The sequence below is a fragment of the Sphingomonas sp. ASV193 genome (assembly GCF_040203355.1).
Classification (GTDB): Bacteria; Pseudomonadota; Alphaproteobacteria; order Sphingomonadales; family Sphingomonadaceae; genus Sphingomicrobium.
In genome coordinates, this window is sequence record NZ_JBEHBW010000006.1 from 106,037 (window position 1) to 127,657 (window position 21,621).

A 21,621-nucleotide genomic window follows, 5' to 3' on the forward strand; every position below is an offset into this window, starting at 1 on the left:
CAGCGGCGCTCAATAGCCCTCGACGTCGCCGACGTTGAGCCGGGGGTCGATCGCGCCGTAATAGCGGTCGCCGTCGATCGGCCTGGCGCCGATCGCGGGGCCGCCGACGAGGATCGCGGCGACTTGGTTGCCGTAGGGGATGTCGACCACCTTGTGGCCCATCCGCTCGAGCACGCGGCGCGTGTCGGCCGAGACGGCGAAGCGTTCAACCCCGACTTCGTCCGGATACCATTGGTTGTGCACGCGCGGGGCGTCGACCGCCTCGGTGATCGTCATGCCATGGTCGATCATGTTGCTGATCGTCTCGAGAACGGCGGTCGGGATCCGGCTCCCGCCCGGGGTGCCGACGACCATCGACAGCTGCCCGTCCTTGGCGACGATGGTCGGGGTCATCGATGACAGCGGGCGCTTGCCCGGGGCGACCGCGTTGCTCGGCCCCTCGACCAGCCCGAACATGTTGGGCGCGCCGGGCTTGGCCGAGAAATCGTCCATCTCGTCGTTCATCAGGATGCCGGTGCCGGGCGCGGTAAGCCGTGCGCCGAACCAGTCGTTGAGCGTGTAGGTCAGCGACACCGCGTTGCCTGCCGCGTCGACGATCGAGAAATGGGTGGTGTTCCGCCCTTCCTTGCCGATGCCCGGCGCGGGCAGGCTGGCCGAGGGCGTCGCGCGGTTCGGGTCGATCCCGGCGCGGAGCCGCGCGGCATAGTCCTTCGACACGAAATGGGCGGTGTCGACCTTCACGAAATCGGGATCGCCGAGCTGAGTATTGCGGTCGTGGTAGGCGCGGCGCATCGCCTCGGTCAGCGCGTGGACTTCGGCTGCCGAGCGGAAGCCCATTCCCTTGAGGTCATAGCCCTCGAGGATGTTGAGCGTCTCGCACAGCACCACCCCGCCCGAGCTCGGCGGCGGGGCCGAGACGATGTGGTAGCCGCGATAGTCGCACTCGATCGGCTTGCGCTCGACCGCGCGATAGGCGGCGAAATCGGCGGTGGTGAACAGCCCGCCGCCGGCGCGGCTGGCGGCGGCGATCTTCGCCCCGATCGGGCCGTTGTAGAAGGCGGCGCTGCCCCCCGTCGCGATTGCCTGGAGCGAGCGGGCGAGGTCGGCCTGGACGAGCCGCTGGCCGGCGCGCCACGGGGTGCCCTTGTTGAGGAAGATCGCCGCGCTGGCCGGGTCCTTGCGGAAGTCGTCCTGCGCGTCGGCGAGCATGTCGGCATCGCCCTTGTCGAGGACGAAGCCGTCACGCGCGAGGCGGATCGCGCTCGCCATCAGCGCCGTGCGCGGGCGGGTGCCAAATCGCGTGCGCGCGAGTTCCAGCCCGGCGACGGTGCCGGGGACCCCGACCGCGAGCCAGCCGCGCCGGCTGCGTTCGGGCACGGCATTGCCGTTCGCGTCCTGGAACATGGTGGCGGTCGCCCTGCCCGGGGCCTTTTCGCGGAAGTCGATGAAGGCGGTGCGCCCGTCGGCGAGGCGGATGGTCATGAACCCGCCGCCGCCGAGGTTGCCCGCCTCGGGAAAGGTGACCGCCAGCGCGTAAGCCACCGCGACGGCGGCGTCGATCGCGTTGCCGCCGCCTTTGAGCACGTCGATCCCCGCCTTCGAAGCGAGGCGGTGGGCGCTGACGACCATCGCGTGCGACGAGCTGACCGGGGTTGGCGAGGCGGCCTCGACCGGCGCGGCGAACAGGAGTGCGAGGAACGAGGCGGCGCCGAGCAAATGTCGCATCAAATGGTCTCCCTGGGAGCGTCCTTGCTCCGCGCAAATCCGGGCGTTCGTCAAGAATGAAAAAGGCCGCCCCGAAAGGCGGCCTTTCCCAGTTGGTCGTGTCGCTGCCCGATCAGCCGCGCTCGCCGGCCGGCGGCGGCGGGGGCGGGGGCGGCGGCGGCGGGGGCGGCGGCGGGCAGGTCGCCGTCGCGTCGATCACCGTGCCGTCGGGGCAGGTCTGGGTCGCCGGCGGCGGGGGGGGCGGCGGGGGCGGCGGGGGCGGCGGCATCACCGGCGCGGTCGCCTGGTACTTCACCCGCAGCCGGACGTACCAGAAGCCGCCGTTGATCCCGAACGGACCGCCCGAACGCGGGTAGATCTGCCCGTCGGCAAGGCTGTTGGTCAGGACGTAGACGTTGTTGACGCCTTCGACATGGGCGATCCGGTCGGGCTTGGTGTTGAACAGGTTGTTCGCGCCGACCGTGAAGGTGACCGTCCGGTTGAAGGTGTAGCTGATGTCCGCGTCGGTGGTGAACTTCGCGCCGAAATGCTGCGACGTCGCCGCCGCGCCGCCCGGCCCCGGATAGTCGGCGGCGTCGAGCCACCAGCCATAATAGTTCTCGCGAGCGTTGATCGCCCACGGACCACTCGTCCACCCCGCCGACAGAGTCGCGCGGTGGTTGGGCGCGAGGTGCGCGACGTCGATTTCCTGTGCGTCGCTGATGTACGGCGTCACCACCCCGGTGTTCGGGTTGGTGAAGCTGCGGATCGAGGTCACCTTCGACTTGTTATAGTTATAGGCGAGGGTGAGGTTGAGGTTCCCGTCGAGGAAGTCGGTCCGGTAGGTGCCGACGACGTCGAGGCCCTTGGTCGAGGTGTTATAGCCGTTGACGAAATAGTTGATGTTGCCGCCGTCACCGACCGCCGCGAGCAGCGGCTGGGCAGCGATGTCGACCGGGGTGACGTCGAAGTTTTGCGAAATGGTAATGCGATTCTTGACGTCGATCTTGTACCCGTCGACCGTCAGGGTGAAGGCGCGGCTGGGATGGAAGACGATGCCCGCGCCGTAGTTCTTCGACTTCTCCGGAGTCAGCGGCGACGCGCCGAAATATTGCGCGATCGGGCTGTCGACCGGGTAGGTGCCAGTCTGGACCTGGTTGCCGGCCACGAAGTTGGTGGTCAGGATCTGGTCGTGCGACTGGCCCGGTGAGGGGGCGTGGAAGCCGGTGCCGATCGTGCCGCGGATCGAAAGCTGCGGGGTGATCTTGTAGATGCCGTTCAGCTTGTAGACCGTGCTGCTGCCGACATGCTTGTACTTCTCGTGGCGAATCGCCGCGCCGAGGCTCAGCTGGTCGGTCACGTCGGCTTCGGCATCGGCATAGACGCCCCAGCTCGACTGGCTCCAGCTGCCGGCTGCGGCGGGGTTGGTGCCGCCGTAGCCGCTGGCCCCGGGGCTCTTCGCCGCGGTGGTGCCGACCTGCGTGTACACGCCGGGCGCGGTCTCGGCGTAGAGCGGGTGCGACACCGCATAGGGTCCCGCGCCGTAGGACTGCTCGTCACCCGCGCTCTGGCCGTAGGTTTCCTTGCGTGCTTCGGCGCCCCACGACAGGGTCAGCGGGCTCGCGAGCCCGACCGGGATCGGGTAGCTCATGTCGAGCGTGAAGTTGCGTTCTTTCTGGCTGAGCGTGCCGAACTGGAAGCTGGTCTGCGAGAGCGGGCCGTAGCTGGCGTTGAGCGAATTATACATCGATAGCGCGAGCGTGTTCTTCGCCAGCGTCGCGGCGAGGTCCCAGCTCAGGCCGCCGTCGAGCGTGCCCTTCCAGCCGATCGTGCCCCACTTCTCGTCGGTCTTGCCGACGAAGCGCGGGGTGAAGCCCGCCGGGTAGATCGAAGTGAAGGAAAAGGTGTTGCTGTCCTTCACGAAACCGCCCGCCGCGCAGGTCGCGCTGCCGGTCGGACAGGGCGTCAGATAATAGGGGGTGGTGAACGCCCCATTGGCGCCGAGGCCGTGCGACACGCCGTCGACGTCGACCGCGGTGCCGCTGATCGGCGAGCGATAGTTGAAGCTCTCGTTGGCGAAGTTCTTCGACCAGATGCCGGTCGCATAGAGCTTGCTGTTCGCGCCGACGTTGATCCCCGTGTTGATCATCGACTTGAAGCCGTGCTGCGGCGAGGAGCCCCAGATCTGGACCGGGCCAGGGTAGTTCGGCAGCTGCGGCGCGAGATTGGGATATTGCTGGGCGAAGAGGACGGCGATCGGGCGCGTCGCGCCGCGGCTGGTCTGGCCGTCGTCGTAATATTCGCCGGCGATATCGAGATAACCGTTCGCCGGGAGGCCGAGGCCGATGTTGCCCGCGATCTGCTTCGACTTGCCGTCGCCATGATCGTAATATTGGCCGTATTGCGCCATCACCTCGACCGCGTTGCGGTCGTCGCGCATGCCGAAGTTCATGACGCCCGCGATCGCGTCCGAGCCATATTGGGCGGTCGCGCCGTCGCGCAGCACCTGGAGGTTCTTGATCCCGATCGAGGGGATCGCGTTGATGTCCGCACCCTGCGAGCCGAAGCCGAGGCCGGTATCACCGCCGGTGTAGACCTGGACCAGCGCCGAGCGGTTGAGCCGCTTGCCGTTGACCTGGACCAGCACCTGGTCGGCGGGAAGTCCGCGAAGCGAGGGCGAGCGGACGAAGCTCGACGCGTCCGAGATCGTGTTCTGGCCGACGAAGAAGGACGGGACGAGGCTCTTGACCGTGTCGATCAGGTTGGTCGACGGCTGGGTCTTGATCTCGGTCGCGCTGATGACATCGATCGGCGAGGCCGAGTTGGCGACGGTGCGATCGGTCCGGCGCGTGCCGGTCACGACAATCGCGTCGTTTGGATTGGTTTCGGCCGGCTGGGTGGCCTGCACATTCGCCTGGGCGGCGGTCTGCGCGAGCGCGGGCTGGGCGAGAACGGTCAGCGCTGCGCTGGCGGCGCTCGTGAAAAGGACGGCTCGGATGTGACGATGGTTCGCGTGCATGGTTCCCCCCTGGGAGAAATGCCCAGCTGCTGCTGCGGCGCACAAAATCTCTTCCCGTCGATGCGGTCTGTCAATTCGTCGAAATTCATTTTCGCCATATTGTGACCATTCCGTCACACTGCGCGAAAATCCCCAATTTCCGCAGCGTCAGGCGGGTCGCCGCACCCCGCGCAGGATGTTGCCTTCGGTCGACAGGTAGAGCCTGCGATAGTCGACGCGCGGGCTCGCCGAGAAGGCCAGCCAGTAATATTTCATCTGCTCCGACCACCAGTAGCCGGGGCAGTGATCGGCCTGTCGCTTGGGGGCGGCGGTGACGTCGGCCATGTCGGTGAAGCCGTGCGGCGCGCGGTTCCAGCGGAGCATGTTGGCGAAATGGGCCGCGACGATGTCGCGCCATTCCTCGCGCCCGTCGAGCAGCCACAAGTTGAACGCGGCGTCGGCGAGCTCGGGGCGAAGCGCGTTGGTCTTGTAGGTGACGGTGCCGCTTGCCGGCTTAAAGCCTTCGGGGAGGATGCCATATTCGCCTTGCAGCCATGACCAGGCGCGGACGTTGGTGCCGCCGATCGCCCCGTCGCCGCTCTGGCCGAGCAGTCCGCCGTAAAAGCTCGACAGCTCGTCCTGCTCGTCGGTCAGCATCGCCCCGGTCTCGTAATCGACGTCGACGAACCAGCGATGGCCGCCGATGCTTCGGCGCTGGTGACGGAGGATCGCGTCGGTCATCGTGCGGTACATGGCGCGGCAGTCGCGGTCGCCGAGCAGGTCCCAGCCGTCCCACAGATATTCATAATAGCTGTCCGAGGGCGGGCCGACGGTGGCGCGGCGGCTCTTCCATTCGCCGGTCGTCGCGTCGATCGCGTCGGGGATGAGGCCGATCGCCGACCGCCGCTCGAACAGCGCCACCTGTGCGCGCTTGGCGGCGGCGCGGTAGCGGTCGTCCCCGACCGCGCGGCTGAGGAATCCGAATTCGGGCAGGATCGTGCCCGCCTCGGCGGGGTTGGTCACGGGGCCGCTTACCGCCCCGGTCTTCAGGTTTACGAAGCGGTGCGGGATGCCGAGCGGCGAGGCGGCGAAGGCGGGCATCAGCCGGTCGGCGAGGTCGCGTGCGAGCGCGAGCAGCCTCGGCCGGCCGCTGACGTGCCAGCCGCTGAGCAGCCCGCCCACGAGGCGGATGTTGGTCTCGAACACGCTGACCGTGCCGTCGACGTCGAAGTCGAGCTGAGCCTCGGCCCAGTCGGCGGCCTCGTCGAACTCGCGGTCGAGCGCCATCAGCCACAGCGTGTCCAGCGCCTCGACCAGCGACAGGCCGAGGTGGCGGTCCTTGAGCGGGAAGCTCGAGAAGGTGCCGCTAACCGGCCTGATCTCGTCCTTGCCCCACGCGAGGCGGCGATATTCGCGCCACGCCCAGCGCATCGCGTCGCGGACCTGTCCGGCAAGCGCCGGGCGCGCGCTGCCGAGCGCCAGCGGCGCGCAATGGGCGAGGGGGAGCGCCAGTCCGGCCTGGAGCAGCGCGCGGCGGGGAAGCGTCGGCATTGCCCGAGCCTAGCGGCCCTGCCGCCAACGAAAAGCCCCCCGGTCGCGAAACCGGGGGGCCAATCGTTCAGCGATGCCGCGACGGCTTAGTCGTCGTCGCCGCCGGTCAGGAAGGCCGGGGCGAATTCGGGCGCGGGGCCATTGTCGTCGCTGTCGCGGCGCGAGCCCCGATCGCCACGACCTTCGCCTCGGTCGCCGCGATCGCGACGCGGGCCACGATCCCCGCGGTCGCCGCGCGGGCCGCGGTCGTCTCGACCACGACCGCCGTCACGGCGCGGGCCACGATCGCCGCGATCGCCGCGCGGACCGCGGTCTTCGCGCGGCGGGCGGGTGTCTTCGAGTTCGGCGCCGGTCTCCTGGTCGACGACGCGCATCGACAGGCGGACCTTGCCGCGCGGATCGACCTCGAGCAGCTTGACCTTGACCTCCTGGCCCTCGCTCAGCACGTCGCGGACGTTTTCGACCCGCTCGTTCTTGATCTCGGACACGTGGACCAGCCCGTCCTTGCCCGGCATGAAGGTCACGAACGCGCCGAAATCGACGATGTTGGCGACCTTGCCGGTGTAGATGGTGCCGACCTCGGGCTCCTGGACGATGCCGAGGATCCACTGGCGCGCGGCCCCGATCTGGTTGAGGTCCGACGAGCTAATCTTGATCAGCCCCTCGTCGTCGATGTCGACCTTGGCGCCGGTCGTCGCGACGATCTCGCGGATGACCTTGCCGCCGGTGCCGATGACTTCGCGGATCTTGGTCTTGTCGATCTGCATCGTCTCGATCCGCGGCGCGTGCGCCGACAACTCTTCACGGGTGTGATCGAGCGCCTTGGCCATTTCGCCGAGGATGTGCGCGCGGCCGCCCTTGGCCTGCTCGAGCGCGACCTTCATGATCTCCTCGGTGATCCCGGCAACCTTGATGTCCATCTGCAGCGAGGTGATGCCCTCGCTGGTGCCGGCGACCTTGAAGTCCATGTCGCCGAGGTGGTCCTCGTCGCCGAGGATGTCGCTGATCACCGCATAGTCCGACCCTTCGAGGATCAGGCCCATGGCGATCCCCGCGACCGGGCGCTTGAGCGGAACGCCCGCATCCATCATCGACAGCGAACCGCCGCAGACGGTGGCCATCGACGAGGAGCCGTTGCTCTCGGTGATGTCGCTGAGGACGCGGATCGTGTAGGGAAACTCGTCCATCGTCGGCAGGATCGGGTGAAGCGCGCGCCACGCCAGCTTGCCGTGACCGACCTCGCGACGCCCCGGGGCGCCGAACCGGCCGACTTCGCCGACCGAATAGGGCGGGAAGTTATAGTGCAGCATGAAGCGCTGGTACGACAGGCCGTCGAGCCCGTCGATCATCTGCTCGGCGTCCTTGGTGCCGAGCGTGGTGGTGCAGATCGCCTGGGTCTCGCCGCGGGTGAACAGCGCCGAACCGTGCGCGCGCGGCAGGAAGCCGACGATCGCCTCGATCGGGCGGACGGTCTTGGTGTCGCGACCGTCGATGCGACGGCCTTCCTTGAGGATCGCGGTGCGCACGATGTCGGCTTCGAGGCTCTTGACCGCCTTCGACGCGGCCATCTGCTCCTGCGGCTCGGCGTCGGCGAAGGCTTCCTTGGCCTTTTCGCGCACCTCGTTGAGGGCGGCCGAACGCGCCGACTTGTCGGTCAGGCGGTAGGCCGCCTCGATGTCCTTGCCGACGATGTCCTTGAGCTTGGCCTTGGCGGCGGTCTTGGCGTCGCCGGTGGCGAGGTCCCACGGCTCCTTGGCGGCCTTTTCGGCGAGGCGGATGATGCCGTCGCAGACCTTCTTCGACGCTTCGTGCGCGAACACGACCGCGCCGAGCATGACCTCTTCCGAGAGCTCCTTGGCTTCGGATTCGACCATCATCACGGCGTTGCCGGTGGCGGCGACGACGAGGTCGAGCTCGCCTTCCTCGACCTCGGTCTTGGTCGGGTTGAGGATATATTCGCCGTCCTTGTAGCCGACGCGCGCGGCGCCGATCGGGCCCATGAACGGCACGCCGGCGAGACACAGCGCGGCCGAGGCGGCGCACATCGCGACGACGTCGGGCTCGTTCTCGCCGTCGTAGGACAGCACCTGCGCGATCACGAGGACCTCGTTGTAGAAGCCTTCGGGGAACAGCGGGCGGATCGGGCGGTCGATCAGGCGGCTGGTCAGCGTTTCCTTTTCGGTCGCGCCGCGCTCACGCTTGAAGAAGCCGCCCGGGATGCGCCCGGCGGCCGAGAATTTTTCCTGGTAGTGGACGGTGAGCGGGAAGAAGTCCTGCCCCGGCTTGACCGACTTGGCGGCGGTCACGGCGCACAGCACCACCGTCTCGCCCATCGTCGCGAGCACCGCGCCGTCGGCCTGGCGGGCGACGCGCCCGGTTTCGAGCTTCAGCGACTTGCCGTTGCCGAGATCGATTTCCTGAGTCTTGATATTGAACATGTTTTGGTCCTTCGTCCGGCCCGCCGGATGCGGCCCGGTTCAGCAGTTGCGGACAATCCGGTCCGCGTCGGGTCGGGGCGTTTCATCTGCCCCTCGAACGCCCCGCCGAACTGCGGGAGGCCCTTAGTCGAAGGGCGCCGCAAGGGCGCCCTCCGGGAATTTCGTTACTTGCGGAGCCCCAGCTTGGCGATCAGCTCGTTGTAGCGGGTGGGGTCCTTGCGCTTCAAATAATCGAGCAGGCTGCGGCGCTTGTTGACCAGCGTCAGCAGGCCGCGACGCGAATGGTTGTCCTTCGCGTGGGTCTTGAAGTGGCCGGTCAGGTTGGTGATGCGCTCGGTCAGGATCGCGACCTGCACCTCGGGGCTGCCGGTATCGTCGGTGCCGCGGGCGTGGGTGTTGATCAACTCCTGCTTCTTTTCAGCGGTAATCGACATCGAACAAACTCCTATTCGTTGAGGTTGAACCCGCGCACGACCTTGATCGTGGCGCCGTCGCCTTCCACCAGCGCGACCGGCACATCGCCGTCCTTCGCGAGGGAAAGCCCCGGCTTCGCGGGAAGCCCGAACAGCGCCTGCCCGTGACGGAGCAGCCGGGCCTGATCGGGGGTGACGGGGAGGGCCGGGATGTCGTCCAGCCCCGCGTCGAGCGGGAGAACCGTCCTCGTCAGTTGGCGCGCCTTAGCGAGTTCGGCCAGAAAGTCCAGCGATATCGCCTGTTCGAGCCCGAACGGCCCGGCGCGCGTTCGCCGCAACATGGTGACGTGGCCGACGCTGTTCAACGTCAGCGCGAGGTCGCGTGCGAGGCTGCGGATATAGGTGCCCTTGGAGACGGTCGCGGCGAAGGTCGCCTCCTCCGCCCCCGCGTCGAGCAGGTCGAGCGTGTGGACGGTGACCGCGCGGGTCTTCATCTCGACCTCTTCCCCGGCGCGGGCGAGGTCATAGGCACGCCGGCCGTCGACCTTCAGCGCCGAATAGGCGGGGGGCACTTGCTCGATCGGGCCGGTGAAGCGCGGCAGGATCGCCTCGATTTCGCCGCGCGTCGGGCGCACGTTGCTGGTCGCGACGACCTTGCCCTCGGTATCGAGCGTGTCGGTCTGCGCGCCGAACCGGACGGTGAAGTCGTAGACCTTGGTCGCATCGAGCATCCGCCCGGCTAGCTTGGTCGCCTCGCCCAGCGCGATCGGCAGCACGCCCGACGCCAGCGGGTCGAGCGTCCCGCCATGCCCGACCTTGGTCTTCGGCTGGCCCGCTTCGCGAAGCGCGCGCTTGACCGCGCTCACCGCCTGGGTCGAGCCGAGCCCGACGGGCTTGTCGAGGATGATCCAGCCGTGAAGCATCGCGTCAGCGCCGCGCGAGGCCGAGGCTCATCTGCCGCGCCTTGCCTTCGTTTAATCGCTGGAAGAAATGCTTGCGGCACAGCGCGATATAGCGGTAGTTGCCGCCGATCTCGGTCTGCGCCCCGTCGGCGACCGCGAGGCCGTCGGCATCAACGCGCAGGTTCATCGTCGCCTTGCGCCCGCAGTCGCACACCGCCTTCAGCTCGACCAGCGTGTCGGCAAGCGCGAGCAGCGCAGCCGAGCCGGGAAACAGCTTGCCCTGGAAATCGGTGCGAAGCCCGTAGCATAGCACCGGGATGCGAAGCTCGTCGGCGACCCGGGTCAGCTGGAGCACATGGCCTTGGGTGAGGAACTGCGCCTCGTCGACCAGGATGCAGTCGAGCTTGCGGCGGATCAGCTCGGCGACGACGGCGTCGAACAGGTTGACGCTCTCGTCGTAGGTCGCGGCGGGGGCCGACAGCGCGATCCGGCTGCCGATCGTGCCATGCCCGGCGCGCTCGTCGATCGCCGCGGTCCACAGCATCGTCTCCATGCCGCGCTCGCGATAATTATAGTCGGCCTGGAGCAGGGTGGTCGATTTCCCCGCGTTCATCGCCGCATAGTAGAAATAGAGCTTGGCCATCGGGCGAAAGGCTTAGCCGTCCGCGTTCCGTTCCGCCAATCCTCTCCTGTCGTCGCATCGGGTGGAACGGCGCGGCATCGCGGGCGGTTCAACCTACATCCTCCAGCAGAAAGCGCGCCCATGTCCGCCAAGCACACCGGCCCCGCCACCACCAACGACGCGGGCATCCGCGTCCAGAGCGACGAACATTCGCTGACCCTCGGGCGCGACGGGCCGATCGTCCTCAACGACCATTACCTCATCGAGCAGATGGCCAACTTCAATCGTGAGCGAATCCCCGAGCGGCAGCCGCACGCCAAGGGATCGGGCGCATTCGGCCATTACGAGACGACGGCGGACGTGTCGAAGTACACCAAGGCGAAGATCTTCCAGAAGGGCGCGAAGAGCGAGGCGGCGATGCGCTTCTCGACGGTCGCCGGCGAGCGCGGCAGCCCCGACACGTGGCGCGACCCGCGCGGCTTTTCGGTCAAGCTTTATACCGAGGACGGCAATTTCGACATGGTCGGCAACAACACGCCGATCTTCTTCATCCGCGACCCGCTCAAGTTCCAGCACTTCATCCGCAGCCAGAAGCGCCGCGCCGACAACGGGCTTCGCGACCATGACATGCAGTGGGACTTCTGGACGCTGAGCCCCGAGAGCGCGCACCAGGTCACTTACCTGATGGGCGACCGCGGCATCCCCAAGAACTGGCGCGAGATGAACGGCTACGGCAGCCACACCTACATGCTGATCAACGAGGCCGGCGAGAAATTCTGGGTCAAGTTCCACTGGCACACCGACGTCGGGACGGAGAGCGGCGACGCCTATTTGTCGCAGGACGAGGCCGACGCGCTGGCCGGGCAGGACGCCGACTATCACCGACGCGACTTGTTCGACCATATCGCCAAGGGAGAGTTTCCCAGTTGGACGCTGAAATGGCAGGTGATGCCGTTCGACGATGCCAAGACCTATCGCATCAACCCGTTCGACCTCACCAAGACCTGGCCGCACGCCGACTACCCGCTGATCGAAGTGGGCAAGATCACGCTCGACACCAACCCGGTCGACTGGGACACGCAGATCGAGCAGCTGGCGTTCGAGCCGAACAACATGGTGCCGGGCATCGGCCTGTCGCCCGACAAGATGCTGCTCGCGCGCGGCTTTGCCTACGCCGACGCGCACCGCCACCGGCTTGGCGTCAACTACAAGCAGATCCCGGTCAACGCGCCAAAGAACGAGGTGCACAGCTATTCGCGGGGCGGGGCGATGCGGGTGAAGAACGCGCTCGACCCGGTCTATGCGCCGAACAGCTACGGCGGCCCGCACGCCCAGCCCGAGACCGGCGGCGAGGCGACCTGGTACGCCGATGGCGACATGGTTCGCGAAGCCTATACGCTTCGCAAGGACGACGACGACACCAGCCAGCCGCGCGCGCTGATCCGCGAGGTGATGGACGACGCGCAGCGCGAGCGGCTGGTCAACAATATCGCGGGCCACCTCGCCGACGGGGTCAGCGAGCCGATCCTCGTCCGCGCCTTCGCCTACTGGCGCGCGATCGACCAGGAGATTGGCGACCGGGTTGAAAAGGCGACCCGCGACCTGATCGGCGGCAAGTCGAAAGAAGAAGGGCTCGCCTCGGCGATCCACGAGTCGCAGATGGAACCCGCCGAATAAGGCTCAGGCGGGCCACTCCCCGGGCAGGATCGAATAGACCACCGTGTCACGGACGTGACCCGTCCACGTTACGGTGTCGGCGCGGCGAACGCCCTCGCGATGCGCGCCGAGCTTGGCCATCGCGGCCTGGCTACGCCTGTTGCGGGCGTCGACGCGGAATTCGACGCGGTTTGCGCCCCACGCCAGGGCGCGGCGGAGCATCATGTCCTTGACCCGGCGATTGATCCCGGTGCCGCGAAAGCGCGGGCGATAGTAAGTGAATCCGATTTCGAGCGTGCGGTTGGCCGGGTCGATGCGCAGGAAGCTCGACATTCCGACCAGCTCGCCATCCTGCCACAAGGTGAAGGTCGCGGCATCGGGCCGGGCGAGCAGTGCGTCGAGCGTCGCGTCGAACCCGTCCGGGCCGCAATTCACCGAGTAGATGTCCCAAATCTCGCGATCCTCGGCGCACGCCGCCTTGAGCGTCGCGCGGTGGGCCTCGTCGAAGGGAAGGGCGGTCACGCCGTCGCCGCTCATCGGCGCGGCGAGCGCCTCAGTCATCGAGGTCCTGCGCGACATGCTCGCTTCGCAGCAGCCGGTCGATGTGGCTCCCCTCGTCGAAGCTCTCGTCGGCCAGGAATTTAAGCTTCGCCGCATATTTCATCCGCACCCGGTGTGCGACCTCGCGCTGGAGATAGGCGGTGTTGGTCCGCAGCGCCTTCAGCACCGCTTCCTCGTCCTGCCCGAGCAGCGGCTTCACGAACACCGTCGCATGGCGCAGGTCGGGGCTCATCCGCACCTCGGTCACGCTGACGAGGTGCGACTGGAGTGTCTCGTCGTGCACGTCGCCGCGCGCGAGGATCTCGCTCAACACGTGCCGCATCTGCTCGCCGACACGAAGCAGGCGGACACTGCGGCCCTCGGCGGATTCGGTCTTGCGCATGGACTAGAGCGTACGCGCCCGTTCCTCGACCTCGAACACCTCGAGGTTGTCCCCCGGCTTGATGTCGTTGGTGTCGGCCAGCAGCACGCCGCACTCGGTGCCCGCGGTGACTTCGGACACATCGTCCTTGAACCGGCGGAGCGAGGAGATGGTCGTCTTGCTGACGATGACATCGTCGCGGGTGAGGCGGGCGTGGAGCCCCTTGCGGATCGCGCCGTCGAGCACCAGCAGGCCGGCCGCCTTGTCGCGCTTGCCCGCCGGGAACACTTCCTTGACCTCGGCGCGGCCGACGACCGTCTCGATGATCTCGGGGCCGAGCTGCCCGCCCATCGCGTCCTTCACCCAGTCGGTCAGGTGATAGATGACGTCGTAATAGCGGAATTCGACCTTGTTGCGCTCGGCCGCGGTGCGCGCGTTGGCGTTCGGGCGGACGTTGAAGCCGATGATCGGCGCCCCGGTCGAGGCGGCGAGCGTGACATCGCTCTCGGTGATCGCACCGACCCCCGAATGGAGGATGCGCACCCGGATCTCGTCGGTCGACAGCTTGTTGAGCGCGTTGACGATCGCTTCGACCGAGCCCTGGACGTCGGCCTTGACCAGCAGCGGGAACTGGATGGTTTCCGACGCCTTGTTGGCGAACATGTTCTCGAAGCTGATCGGCGCCGAGGTGGTCCGCTTGCGGTCGAGCACGCCCTGGCGATAGGTCGCGACCTCGCGCGCGCGGGCCTCGTTCTCGACCACCGTCAGCTGGTCGCCAGCGGACGGAACGGCGCTGAGGCCGAGCACTTCGACCGGGGTCGAGGGACCGGCTTCCTTCACCTGCTTGCCATGGTCGTCGATCATCGCGCGGACCTTGCCCGAGGCGGCGCCGACGACGATCACGTCGCCGACCCGCAGCGTGCCGCGCTGGACCAGAACGGTCGCCAGCGGGCCGCGGCCCTTGTCGAGCTTGGCCTCGACCACCGCGCCTTCGGCCGGGCGATCGGGATTGGCCCTCAGTTCGAGGATCTCGGCCTGGAGGTTGATCGCGTCGAGCAGCCCGTCGAGATTGGTCTTCTTGAGCGCCGAAACTTCGACGTCCTGGACGTCGCCGCCGAGGTCCTCGACCACGATCTCGTGCTGCAGCAGCTCCTCGCGGACCTTCTGCGGCTTGGCCTCGTGCTTGTCGATCTTGTTGATCGCGACGATCATCGGCACGCCCGCGGCCTTGGTGTGGTTGATCGCCTCGACCGTCTGCGGGCGAAGCCCGTCGTCGGCGGCGACCACCAGCACCACGATGTCGGTGACGTTCGCGCCGCGCGCGCGCATTTCGGTGAACGCCTCGTGGCCCGGGGTGTCGAGGAAGGTCAGCTTGTGCTTGGCCTTGTCGGTCACCTGGTAGGCGCCGATGTGCTGGGTGATCCCGCCCGCCTCGCCCGACTGGACGTTGGCGCCGCGAAGCGCATCGAGCAGGCTGGTCTTGCCGTGGTCGACGTGGCCCATGATGGTGATCACCGGCGGACGCGGCCTCAGCGTATCCTCGGCGTCGACGTCGGCGGCGGTGTCGATGTCGATGTCGCTGTCGCTGACGCGCTTCACCGTGTGGCCGAACTCGGTCACCAGCAGCTCGGCGGTATCCTGGTCGATGGTCTGGTTGACCGTCACCATGACGCCCATCTTGAACAGCGACTTGACCAGGTCGGCGGCCTTTTCGGCCATGCGGTTGGCAAGCTCGCCGACGGTGATCGATTCAGGGACGACCACCTCCCGCGCCTGCTTTTCGCGCGGCCCCGAGCCGATGTGCGCGCGCTTTTCCTTTTCGCGCGCGCGGCGAAGCGCGGCGAGGCTGCGGGCGCGGCTGTCGTCCTCGCCCGACAGGGCGCGGGTGACGGTCAGCTTGCCGCGCTGGCGGTCGTCGCGGCCGCGGCTCGGGCTCGGGCGCTGCGGCTCGGGCCGCTTCGACGGCGACGGGCCGACCGGGGTGAAGCCGGCGCGGCGCGGCGGCTCGCGATTTTCGCTCGTCGTCGCCGGGGCGGCGGCCTCGGGCTCGGGCTCGGGCGGGCGCGCGGCTTCCTCGGCGGCGCGCTTGGCCGCTTCTTCCTCGGCCTTGCGATTTTCCTCAGCGCGGCGCTTCTCGTCCTCGCTCTGCTCGACCTTGGCGCGGTCCTCGCGGCGGCGCGATTCCTCGAGCGCGGCCATGCGCGCTTCCTCGGCCTCGCGCTGGAAGCGTTCAAGGTCTTCCTTGCGCTTGGCGATCTGCTCGGCCTCGGACAGGCGGCGCTGCGGCGCGGCGGGGCGCGCGGCGGGCGGGGGCGCGACCGGCTTCGGCGCGGGCGCGGGCGCCTGCTGCTGGACCTCGGGCGCGGGCGCGGCGGCGGCGGGCGCGGCGGCCTCGCCCGGCTTGCCGAGGATGCGCCGCTTCTTGACCTCGACCACCACGGTGTTCGAGCGGCCGTGGCTGAAGCTCTGCTTCACCTTGCCGGTCTCGACCGTGCGCTTGAGGCCCAGCGGCGGACGGGTGCCGAGCTTGGGCTTGTCGGTCTGGTCGGTCATGCGTTTCCTTCGTCTGTCGTAGCGTCGGCGGAGCCCGAGCCGCCGGTGTCGGCGCGCTCTAGCCCAGCGTGGGGGTCAATGAAAGCTTGCCACCGGTCGATGGCATGGCGCACCCGCCGGGCGGCGGCGGGATCGGTCAGCGCGACATGTACCACATTTTCGCGGCCGAGCGCCAACGACAATGTGGTGCGGTCGGCGGGGAAAACCAAGCCCCGCTGATCGCCGCGCCCGTTGCGCCCGGCGTCGGCGAGACCGACGCGGAGCGCCTGGTCGAGCTTGCGGTTGCCGTCCTCGCCCGCGTCGGCGGCGTGGACGAGGAGGTGGACCTTGCCCAGCCGCGCCGCCTGTTCGACGCGGTCGGAACCGTTGATCAGCGTTCCCCCGCGCGCCTCGAGCCCAAGCCGGTCGAGCGCGGCCTGGCGCAGCGCGGCCTCGATCCGCGCGCCGAGATCGGCGGGAACGCGGACGTCCTGCTTGAACGCGCGGGCGAGCGCTCCCTTGAGCTTGCCTTTGACGATGGCCGCGTCGAGCGCGGCGCGGCCGACCCCGACATAGGCGCCGCGTCCCGGCGCGCGGGCGCGTACGTCGGGCGCCACCTCGCCGTCGGGCGAGAGCGCGAGCCGGACCAGCGCCTCCTTGGGGCGCGCGGCGCGGGTCAGCACGCAGGTCCGTTCGGGACCCGCGTGCGTCGCCTCGTCGATGTCGGGGGCTAAGACCTCATTGCGCGGAGTCCGCATCGGCGGCCTCCTCGCTGGGGGCGGCGGCGTCATCTTCGAACCAGTGCGCGCGCGCGGCCATGATGATCTCGTTGCCCTGCTCTTCGGTCAGGCCGTATTCGGCAAGCACGCCGCCCTTGTCCTCGGGCCGCTTTGGCGCGTCGGGCGAACGGCGGCGCGGCTCCTGCCGCTTCTTCTGGATCAGCTCGTCGGTCGCCAGGTCGGCGAGGTCGTCGAGGTTACGGATGTTCGCCTTGCCGAGCGTGACGAGCATCGCCTCGGTGAGATGCGGAAGCTCGGCCAGCGCGTCCTCGACGCCCAGCTTGCGCCGTTCCTCGCGATTCGCCGCTTCGCGCTTCTCGAGCGCTTCGCCGGCGCGGCTCTGAAGCTCGGTCGCGATGTCGTCGTCGAGCCCCTCGATCGAGGCGATCTCGTCGAGGTCGACGTAGGCGACTTCCTCGAGGCTGGTGAAGCCCTCGGCGACCAGCAGCTGGGCAAGCGTCTCGTCGACGTCGAGCTCTTCCTGGAAGGTGGTCGAGCGCTCGATGAACTCGCGCTGGCGCTTCTCGCTCGCGTCGGCCTCGGTAAGGATGTCGATCTGCGAGTTGGTGAGCTGCGAGGCGAGGCGGACGTTCTGGCCGCGCCGGCCGATCGCGAGGCTCAGCTGGTCGTCGGGGACGACCACTTCGATCCGGCTCTCTTCCTCGTCGATCACGACGCGCGCGACCGTGGCGGGCTGGAGCGCGTTGACGACGAAGGTCGCGGTGTCCTCGCTCCACGGGATGATGTCGATCTTTTCGCCCTGCAGTTCCTGGACGACCGCTTGGACCCGGCTGCCCTTCATGCCGACGCAGGCGCCGACCGGGTCGATGCTGCTGTCGTAGCTGATCACGCCGATCTTCGCGCGGCTGCCCGGGTCGCGGGCGGCGGCCTTGATCTCGATGATGCCGTCGTAAATCTCGGGCACTTCCTGCGCGAACAGCTTCTTCATGAAGTCGGGGTGCGCGCGGCTGAGGAAGATTTGCGGGCCGCGAACCTCGCGCGCGACGCGCAGGATCAGGCTGCGGATACGGTCGCCGACGCGGACCATTTCGCGCGGGATCTGCGCGTCGCGGCGGATGACGCCCTCGGCGCGGCCGAGGTCGACGACGACATGGCCGAACTCGACCCGCTTGACGACGCCGGTGATCACCTCGCCGGCGCGGTCCTTGAACTCTTCATACTGGCGCTCGCGCTCGGCGTCGCGGACCTTCTGGAAGATGACCTGCTTGGCCGCCTGCGCGGCGATGCGGCCGAATTCGATCGGGGGCAGCGGGTCGACGATGAAGTCGCCGAGCGCGGCGCCCTCCTGCAGCTTCTCGGCGCCCTTGAGGTCGACCTGCTTGAAATAGTCGTCGACCTCTTCGACCACTTCGACCACGCGCCACAGGCGAAGGTCGCCGGTATTGGGGTCGAGCTTGGCGCGGATGTCGTTCTCGGCGCCGTAGCGGGCGCGGGCGGCGCGCTGGATCGCGTCCTCCATCGCCTCGATGACGATGCCCTTGTCGATCAGCTTCTCGCGCGCGACCGAGTCGGCGATGGCGAGCAGCTCGGCCTTGTTGGCGGTCGGGCCGGCGGTGGGGGTGGGGGCAGCGGTGGCCATGATCAGTCTTCCTCTGTCTCGAACTCTTCGGCGCCCTCGGTGACGAGCGGCGCGGTGGCATTGATGAGTTTGTCGGTCAACAACAGCTTGGCCGACGCGATATTGGCGAAGTCGACGCGGCGCTCGCCCTTGGGGGTGGCGATGGTGACGGTGTCGCCATCGATCCCGACGATGTCGCCGCTGACCTGCTTAGCCCCGTCCTGCGGCTCGGCAAACTTGAGGCGCGCCTCGTGCCCGGCCCAGTCGGCATAGTCGGCGCGGCGGGTGAGCGGGCGGTCGATTCCGGGCGAGCTGACCTCGAGTCGGTAGCCGCCCTCGATCGGGTCGGCTTCCTCGAGGATCGGGTCGATCGCGCGGCTCAGCGCCTCGCAATCGCTGAGCGTCAGCTGGCGCGTATCGGGGCGCTCGGCCATCACCTGGAGCGTCGGGTCGCTAGTCCCGCCGGTCATCGCCACGCGCACCAGCGCGAAGCCGGCACCGGTAACGGTCGGCTCGATCAGGCGGGCGATGGCAGTAAGGTCGGCCAGGGCAGTCGGTCCTTCGAAAAGCAAAGCCTCTCGGTGCCGGACCCTTTCGGACCCGGCCTCAGCATCCGGCGATGTCGAGGAGAGAGCCGCGATATAGGCGCGTCGCGCTGGAGTCGCAAGGAGAGTCTGTCAGCGCCCGAGCGCGCGGTCCTCTGCCTTGATCCGGAGCGCGAGCACCGCGAGGTTCAGGATCGAGAAGACCACCGCGACCCACACCAGCCCGAACACCAGCGGGAGCACCGCGATCTCGCCGACCACGACGAGATAGTTGGGATGGTCGACGAATTTGTACGGACCGCGCCGCACCAGCTGTTCGCCGGGAACGACGATGATCCGCGTCGTCCAGCGCGGGCCGAGCGTCTGGAGCGTCCACACGCGAAGCAGCTGGAGAAGCCCGAACAGGACCAGCATCGCGATGTCGATCGGGCGGCCGAGCGCCAGCAGCCAAAGCGCGGCGAGCCAGCCGACATGGACCGCGACGATTAGCGGGTAATGGCGCGGCGCGACCTCGTAGGCGCCGTTCGCCAGCAGCTTTTTCGTGTTCGCTCGCGCGATCGGAAGCTCGGCCGCGCGCTGGAGCGTGACGAAGGACAAAATGGCGATGTGCGGCCAGAGCGGGGTCATCGCGTCAGCAACAGCCCGGCGCAGGTGAAACCCGGCCCGAAGGCGGTCATCATCACTTTTTCCGGCATTCCCCGCGCGATCAGCCGTTCGAGCACGAACATCACCGTCGGCGCGCTCATGTTGCCATGGTCGGCGAGCACTTCGCGTTCGAGGTCAAGGGTTCCGACCGGCAGGTCCATCGCGGTTTCGATCGCGTCGATCACCTTGACCCCGCCGGGGTGGCAGCAGAACCGGTCGATGTCCTCGCGCCGCCAGCCGCTGTCGGCCAATATCTTGTCGATCGCCTGTTCGAGCTCGGCCTCGACGAAGGGGGGGATCGCGCGGTCGAACACCACCGCGAGCCCCGGGTCCTCGACCCGCCAGCCCATGATGCCGAGCGTGTCGGGCCACAGCTTCTCGCCGCCGCCGACGATCGTCGCCAGTGCCTCGCCCTCGCTCGACACCACCGCGCCCGCCGCCCCGTCGCCAAAAATGGCGGTGGCGACGATCGCGGCGGGATCGTCGCTGTCGAGCCGGATCGAGATCGAGCAGGTCTCGACGGTGACGTAGAGCCACTTGGTCCCCGGCTCGGCCGCCGCCAGCCGCGCCGCGGTGGCGAGCCCGGTGACGCCGCCTGCGCAGCCGAGCCCGAACATCGGCACCCGGCGGATATTTTGGCGAAGGCCGAGTCCCGGTGCGATCCGCGCGTCGATACTGGGGGTGGCGATGCCGGTGGTCGAAACGAACACGAAGCCGTCGATGTCGGCGGGAACCAGCCCCGCGCTCGCGATGGCTTTTCGCGCCACGTCGCGCGCCAGCGCCTCGGTCGCCTCGACGTAGAGCGCGGTGCGCTCGGCCCAGCCGTGCGGCTTGCTGTACCATTCGATCGGCGCGACAAGGTTGCGCTGGTCGATGCGGGCATTGTCGAACACGCTCGACAGCTTATCGAACAGGTTCTTGCGGCCGAACATCTCGCGCCCCGCGGCCTTCGCTTCGTCCTGGCGAGCGGCGAAGGGCGGGACGGCGGTGGCGAGCGAAAGCAGTTTTACGCGTGACATCGAAGGCTCCCAACGCCGGGAACCCGATGGCGGGGCCGACCTTTATTCGTTTTCTTGAGCTACGGAGTGTTGGTCGGTGCGGATGCGTTTGCAATATATGGCGGCGGTAGCGTTGCTCGCCGCCTGCCACAAGGGCGGGACGGCGATGGCCGAGGGCCTGCCTTTCACGGTCACCCCGGTCGGCAGCTTCGCTTCGCCGTGGGCAATGGCCTTCCTTCCCGACGGCTCGGCGCTGGTCACCGAGAAGAAGGGGACGATCGAGCACTGGACCGGGCCGGGCCGGCCGCTGGCGAAGGTGGCGGGGGTGCCGAAGGTCGCGGTTGTCGGGCAGGGCGGGCTGCTCGACATCCGCCTCGCGCCCGATTTCGCGACCAGCCGCGCGGTCTATTTCACTTATTCCGAGCCGTCGGCGAACGGCGGCAGCGGATTGGCGCTCGCGCGCGGCACGCTCAACGCGGCGGTGAGGTCGCTCGACAATGTCCGCGTCATCTGGCGCGATCCGCAGGGCGGGGAGGGCGGCCAGTTCGGGGCCAAGATCGCCTTCGCTCCCGACGGGAAGAGCCTGTTCCTGTCGTCGGGGGAGCGCCAGCGCTTCACCCCCGCGCAGGACGCGAACCAGCCGGTCGGCAAGATTCTCCAACTCACGCTCGACGGGCAACCCGCGCCCGGCAACCCGTTCGCGGGCAAGGCGGGGGCGCCGGTGACGATGCTGACCGACCCGCCCGACAACACCGAGGTCGCGAGAAAGGCCGCGACCCGCGCGTTTCGCTGGCCGGGGCCGAACCCGACCCCGGCGGAGACGTGGAGCCTCGGCCATCGCAATCCCTACGGCCTTGCCTTCGACAGCGCGGGACGATTGTGGGAGACCGAGATGGGGCCGAAGGGCGGCGACGAGCTCAACCTGATCGAGCCGGGCAAGAATTATGGCTGGCCGCTGGTGTCCGAAGGGCAGAATTACGACGGGGTGCCGATCCCGAAGCCCTCGACCCGGCCCGACCTTGCTCCCGCCAAGCTGTTCTGGGTGCCCTCGGTCTCGCCGACGACCCTGATGTTCTACGATGGTAAGCTGTTCCCGCAGTGGAAGGGCAACGGCTTCATCGGCACGCTGTCGGGACAGGCCCTGATCCGCGTGACGTTCGACGGGATCAGCGCGGCCAAGGCCGACCAGTGGGACATGGGCAATCGCATCCGCTTCGTCACCGAAGGGCCCGACGGCGCGATCTACCTGCTCGAGGACGGCGACGGCGGGCGTCTGCTGAAGCTGACGCCCGCCGCACGGCAAGTTGAAGTCGGGGGCGCCCGCCGAAGCTGACTCC

At 68.2% G+C, this 21,621-nt stretch carries 17 protein-coding genes; 2 read left to right on the plus strand and 15 right to left on the minus strand.

Going from position 1 to position 21,621, the window contains the following annotated elements:
- Nucleotides 1-9 precede the first annotated feature (9 nt).
- The 7 genes from ggt to ABDK56_RS11680 all read right to left on the minus strand — a co-directional run bounded on the left by ggt (nt 10) and on the right by ABDK56_RS11680 (nt 10,649).
- The gene (gene ggt, locus ABDK56_RS11650; protein ID WP_349808446.1) at nt 10-1,725 is read right to left on the minus strand and encodes a gamma-glutamyltransferase; all 1,716 of its coding nucleotides are present in this window, start codon (nt 1,723-1,725) and stop codon (nt 10-12) included.
- A gap of 112 nt (nt 1,726-1,837) precedes the next feature.
- Nucleotides 1,838-4,723 (minus strand): TonB-dependent receptor plug domain-containing protein, encoded by a 2,886-nt coding sequence (locus ABDK56_RS11655; RefSeq protein ID WP_349808447.1) that lies wholly within the window; start codon nt 4,721-4,723, stop codon nt 1,838-1,840.
- 147 nt (nt 4,724-4,870) lie between these two features.
- Nucleotides 4,871-6,253 carry a glycoside hydrolase family 47 protein gene (locus ABDK56_RS11660; protein ID WP_349808448.1) on the minus strand — a complete coding sequence of 461 codons (1,383 nt, stop codon included), beginning with the start codon at nt 6,251-6,253 and terminating at the stop codon, nt 4,871-4,873.
- A gap of 86 nt (nt 6,254-6,339) precedes the next feature.
- Nucleotides 6,340-8,691, minus strand: a complete 2,352-nt coding sequence (gene pnp / locus ABDK56_RS11665; RefSeq protein WP_349808449.1) for a polyribonucleotide nucleotidyltransferase — start codon at nt 8,689-8,691, stop codon at nt 6,340-6,342.
- Nucleotides 8,692-8,855: 164 nt separating this feature from the next.
- Entirely contained in the window at nt 8,856-9,125 is a 270-nt protein-coding gene (gene rpsO / locus ABDK56_RS11670; RefSeq protein WP_349808450.1) for a 30S ribosomal protein S15, read from the minus strand.
- Between the two features lie 11 nt (nt 9,126-9,136).
- Nucleotides 9,137-10,027: a tRNA pseudouridine(55) synthase TruB gene (gene truB / locus ABDK56_RS11675; protein ID WP_349808451.1), complete on the minus strand. Its 891-nt coding sequence runs from the start codon at nt 10,025-10,027 to the stop codon at nt 9,137-9,139.
- Nucleotides 10,028-10,031: 4 nt separating this feature from the next.
- Nucleotides 10,032-10,649 (minus strand): thymidine kinase, encoded by a 618-nt coding sequence (locus ABDK56_RS11680; RefSeq protein WP_349808452.1) that lies wholly within the window; start codon nt 10,647-10,649, stop codon nt 10,032-10,034.
- A 120-nt stretch (nt 10,650-10,769) separates the two neighbouring features.
- On the opposite strand from ABDK56_RS11680, the gene ABDK56_RS11685 reads away from it, so the two are divergent.
- A complete protein-coding gene (locus ABDK56_RS11685; RefSeq protein WP_349808453.1) occupies nt 10,770-12,305 on the plus strand; it encodes a catalase in 1,536 nt (511 codons plus the stop codon).
- Between the two features lie 3 nt (nt 12,306-12,308).
- On the opposite strand, the gene ABDK56_RS11690 is transcribed toward ABDK56_RS11685, so the two are convergent.
- The 8 genes from ABDK56_RS11690 to ABDK56_RS11725 form a co-directional block, all read right to left on the minus strand.
- Nucleotides 12,309-12,845: a GNAT family N-acetyltransferase gene (locus ABDK56_RS11690; protein WP_349808454.1), complete on the minus strand. Its 537-nt coding sequence runs from the start codon at nt 12,843-12,845 to the stop codon at nt 12,309-12,311.
- The gene (gene rbfA / locus ABDK56_RS11695; protein ID WP_349808455.1) at nt 12,838-13,227 is read right to left on the minus strand and encodes a 30S ribosome-binding factor RbfA; all 390 of its coding nucleotides are present in this window, start codon (nt 13,225-13,227) and stop codon (nt 12,838-12,840) included. The genes ABDK56_RS11690 and rbfA overlap by 8 nt, the downstream gene beginning before the upstream one ends.
- A 3-nt stretch (nt 13,228-13,230) precedes the next feature.
- Nucleotides 13,231-15,759 carry a translation initiation factor IF-2 gene (gene infB / locus ABDK56_RS11700; RefSeq protein ID WP_349808456.1) on the minus strand — a complete coding sequence of 843 codons (2,529 nt, stop codon included), beginning with the start codon at nt 15,757-15,759 and terminating at the stop codon, nt 13,231-13,233.
- Entirely contained in the window at nt 15,756-16,496 is a 741-nt protein-coding gene (locus ABDK56_RS11705) for a DUF448 domain-containing protein (protein WP_349808457.1), read from the minus strand. The genes infB and ABDK56_RS11705 overlap by 4 nt, the downstream gene beginning before the upstream one ends.
- Nucleotides 16,477-18,117 carry a transcription termination factor NusA gene (gene nusA, locus ABDK56_RS11710; RefSeq protein ID WP_349808458.1) on the minus strand — a complete coding sequence of 547 codons (1,641 nt, stop codon included), beginning with the start codon at nt 18,115-18,117 and terminating at the stop codon, nt 16,477-16,479. The genes ABDK56_RS11705 and nusA overlap by 20 nt, the downstream gene beginning before the upstream one ends.
- Before the next feature lie 2 nt (nt 18,118-18,119).
- Complete coding sequence (gene rimP / locus ABDK56_RS11715) at nt 18,120-18,644, minus strand: ribosome maturation protein RimP (RefSeq protein WP_349808492.1); 525 nt, start codon at nt 18,642-18,644, stop codon at nt 18,120-18,122.
- A gap of 129 nt (nt 18,645-18,773) precedes the next feature.
- A complete protein-coding gene (locus ABDK56_RS11720) occupies nt 18,774-19,268 on the minus strand; it encodes an isoprenylcysteine carboxyl methyltransferase family protein (protein WP_349808459.1) in 495 nt (164 codons plus the stop codon).
- Nucleotides 19,265-20,305, minus strand: coding sequence for a type III polyketide synthase (locus ABDK56_RS11725; RefSeq protein ID WP_349808460.1), 1,041 nt, complete (start codon nt 20,303-20,305; stop codon nt 19,265-19,267). The genes ABDK56_RS11720 and ABDK56_RS11725 overlap by 4 nt, the downstream gene beginning before the upstream one ends.
- Before the next feature lie 82 nt (nt 20,306-20,387).
- Here ABDK56_RS11725 and ABDK56_RS11730 point away from each other — a divergent pair, with 82 nt between their 5' ends.
- On the plus strand, nt 20,388-21,617 hold the full coding sequence (locus ABDK56_RS11730; protein WP_349808493.1) for a PQQ-dependent sugar dehydrogenase: 1,230 nt from the start codon (nt 20,388-20,390) through the stop codon (nt 21,615-21,617).
- Nucleotides 21,618-21,621: the final 4 nt, after the last annotated feature.

Coding starts and splice junctions, on each gene's coding strand:
- ggt (WP_349808446.1), bottom strand. CDS start 1,725: ATGCGACATTTGCTCGGCGCCGCCTCGTTCCTCGCACTCCTGTTCGCC.
- ABDK56_RS11655 (WP_349808447.1), bottom strand. CDS start 4,723: ATGCACGCGAACCATCGTCACATCCGAGCCGTCCTTTTCACGAGCGCC.
- ABDK56_RS11660 (WP_349808448.1), bottom strand. CDS start 6,253: ATGCCGACGCTTCCCCGCCGCGCGCTGCTCCAGGCCGGACTGGCGCTC.
- pnp (WP_349808449.1), bottom strand. CDS start 8,691: ATGTTCAATATCAAGACTCAGGAAATCGATCTCGGCAACGGCAAGTCG.
- rpsO (WP_349808450.1), bottom strand. CDS start 9,125: ATGTCGATTACCGCTGAAAAGAAGCAGGAGTTGATCAACACCCACGCC.
- truB (WP_349808451.1), bottom strand. CDS start 10,027: ATGCTTCACGGCTGGATCATCCTCGACAAGCCCGTCGGGCTCGGCTCG.
- ABDK56_RS11680 (WP_349808452.1), bottom strand. CDS start 10,649: ATGGCCAAGCTCTATTTCTACTATGCGGCGATGAACGCGGGGAAATCG.
- ABDK56_RS11685 (WP_349808453.1), top strand. CDS start 10,770: ATGTCCGCCAAGCACACCGGCCCCGCCACCACCAACGACGCGGGCATC.
- ABDK56_RS11690 (WP_349808454.1), bottom strand. CDS start 12,845: ATGACTGAGGCGCTCGCCGCGCCGATGAGCGGCGACGGCGTGACCGCC.
- rbfA (WP_349808455.1), bottom strand. CDS start 13,227: ATGCGCAAGACCGAATCCGCCGAGGGCCGCAGTGTCCGCCTGCTTCGT.
- infB (WP_349808456.1), bottom strand. CDS start 15,759: ATGACCGACCAGACCGACAAGCCCAAGCTCGGCACCCGTCCGCCGCTG.
- ABDK56_RS11705 (WP_349808457.1), bottom strand. CDS start 16,496: ATGCGGACTCCGCGCAATGAGGTCTTAGCCCCCGACATCGACGAGGCG.
- nusA (WP_349808458.1), bottom strand. CDS start 18,117: ATGGCCACCGCTGCCCCCACCCCCACCGCCGGCCCGACCGCCAACAAG.
- ABDK56_RS11720 (WP_349808459.1), bottom strand. CDS start 19,268: ATGACCCCGCTCTGGCCGCACATCGCCATTTTGTCCTTCGTCACGCTC.
- ABDK56_RS11725 (WP_349808460.1), bottom strand. CDS start 20,305: ATGTCACGCGTAAAACTGCTTTCGCTCGCCACCGCCGTCCCGCCCTTC.
- ABDK56_RS11730 (WP_349808493.1), top strand. CDS start 20,388: ATGCGTTTGCAATATATGGCGGCGGTAGCGTTGCTCGCCGCCTGCCAC.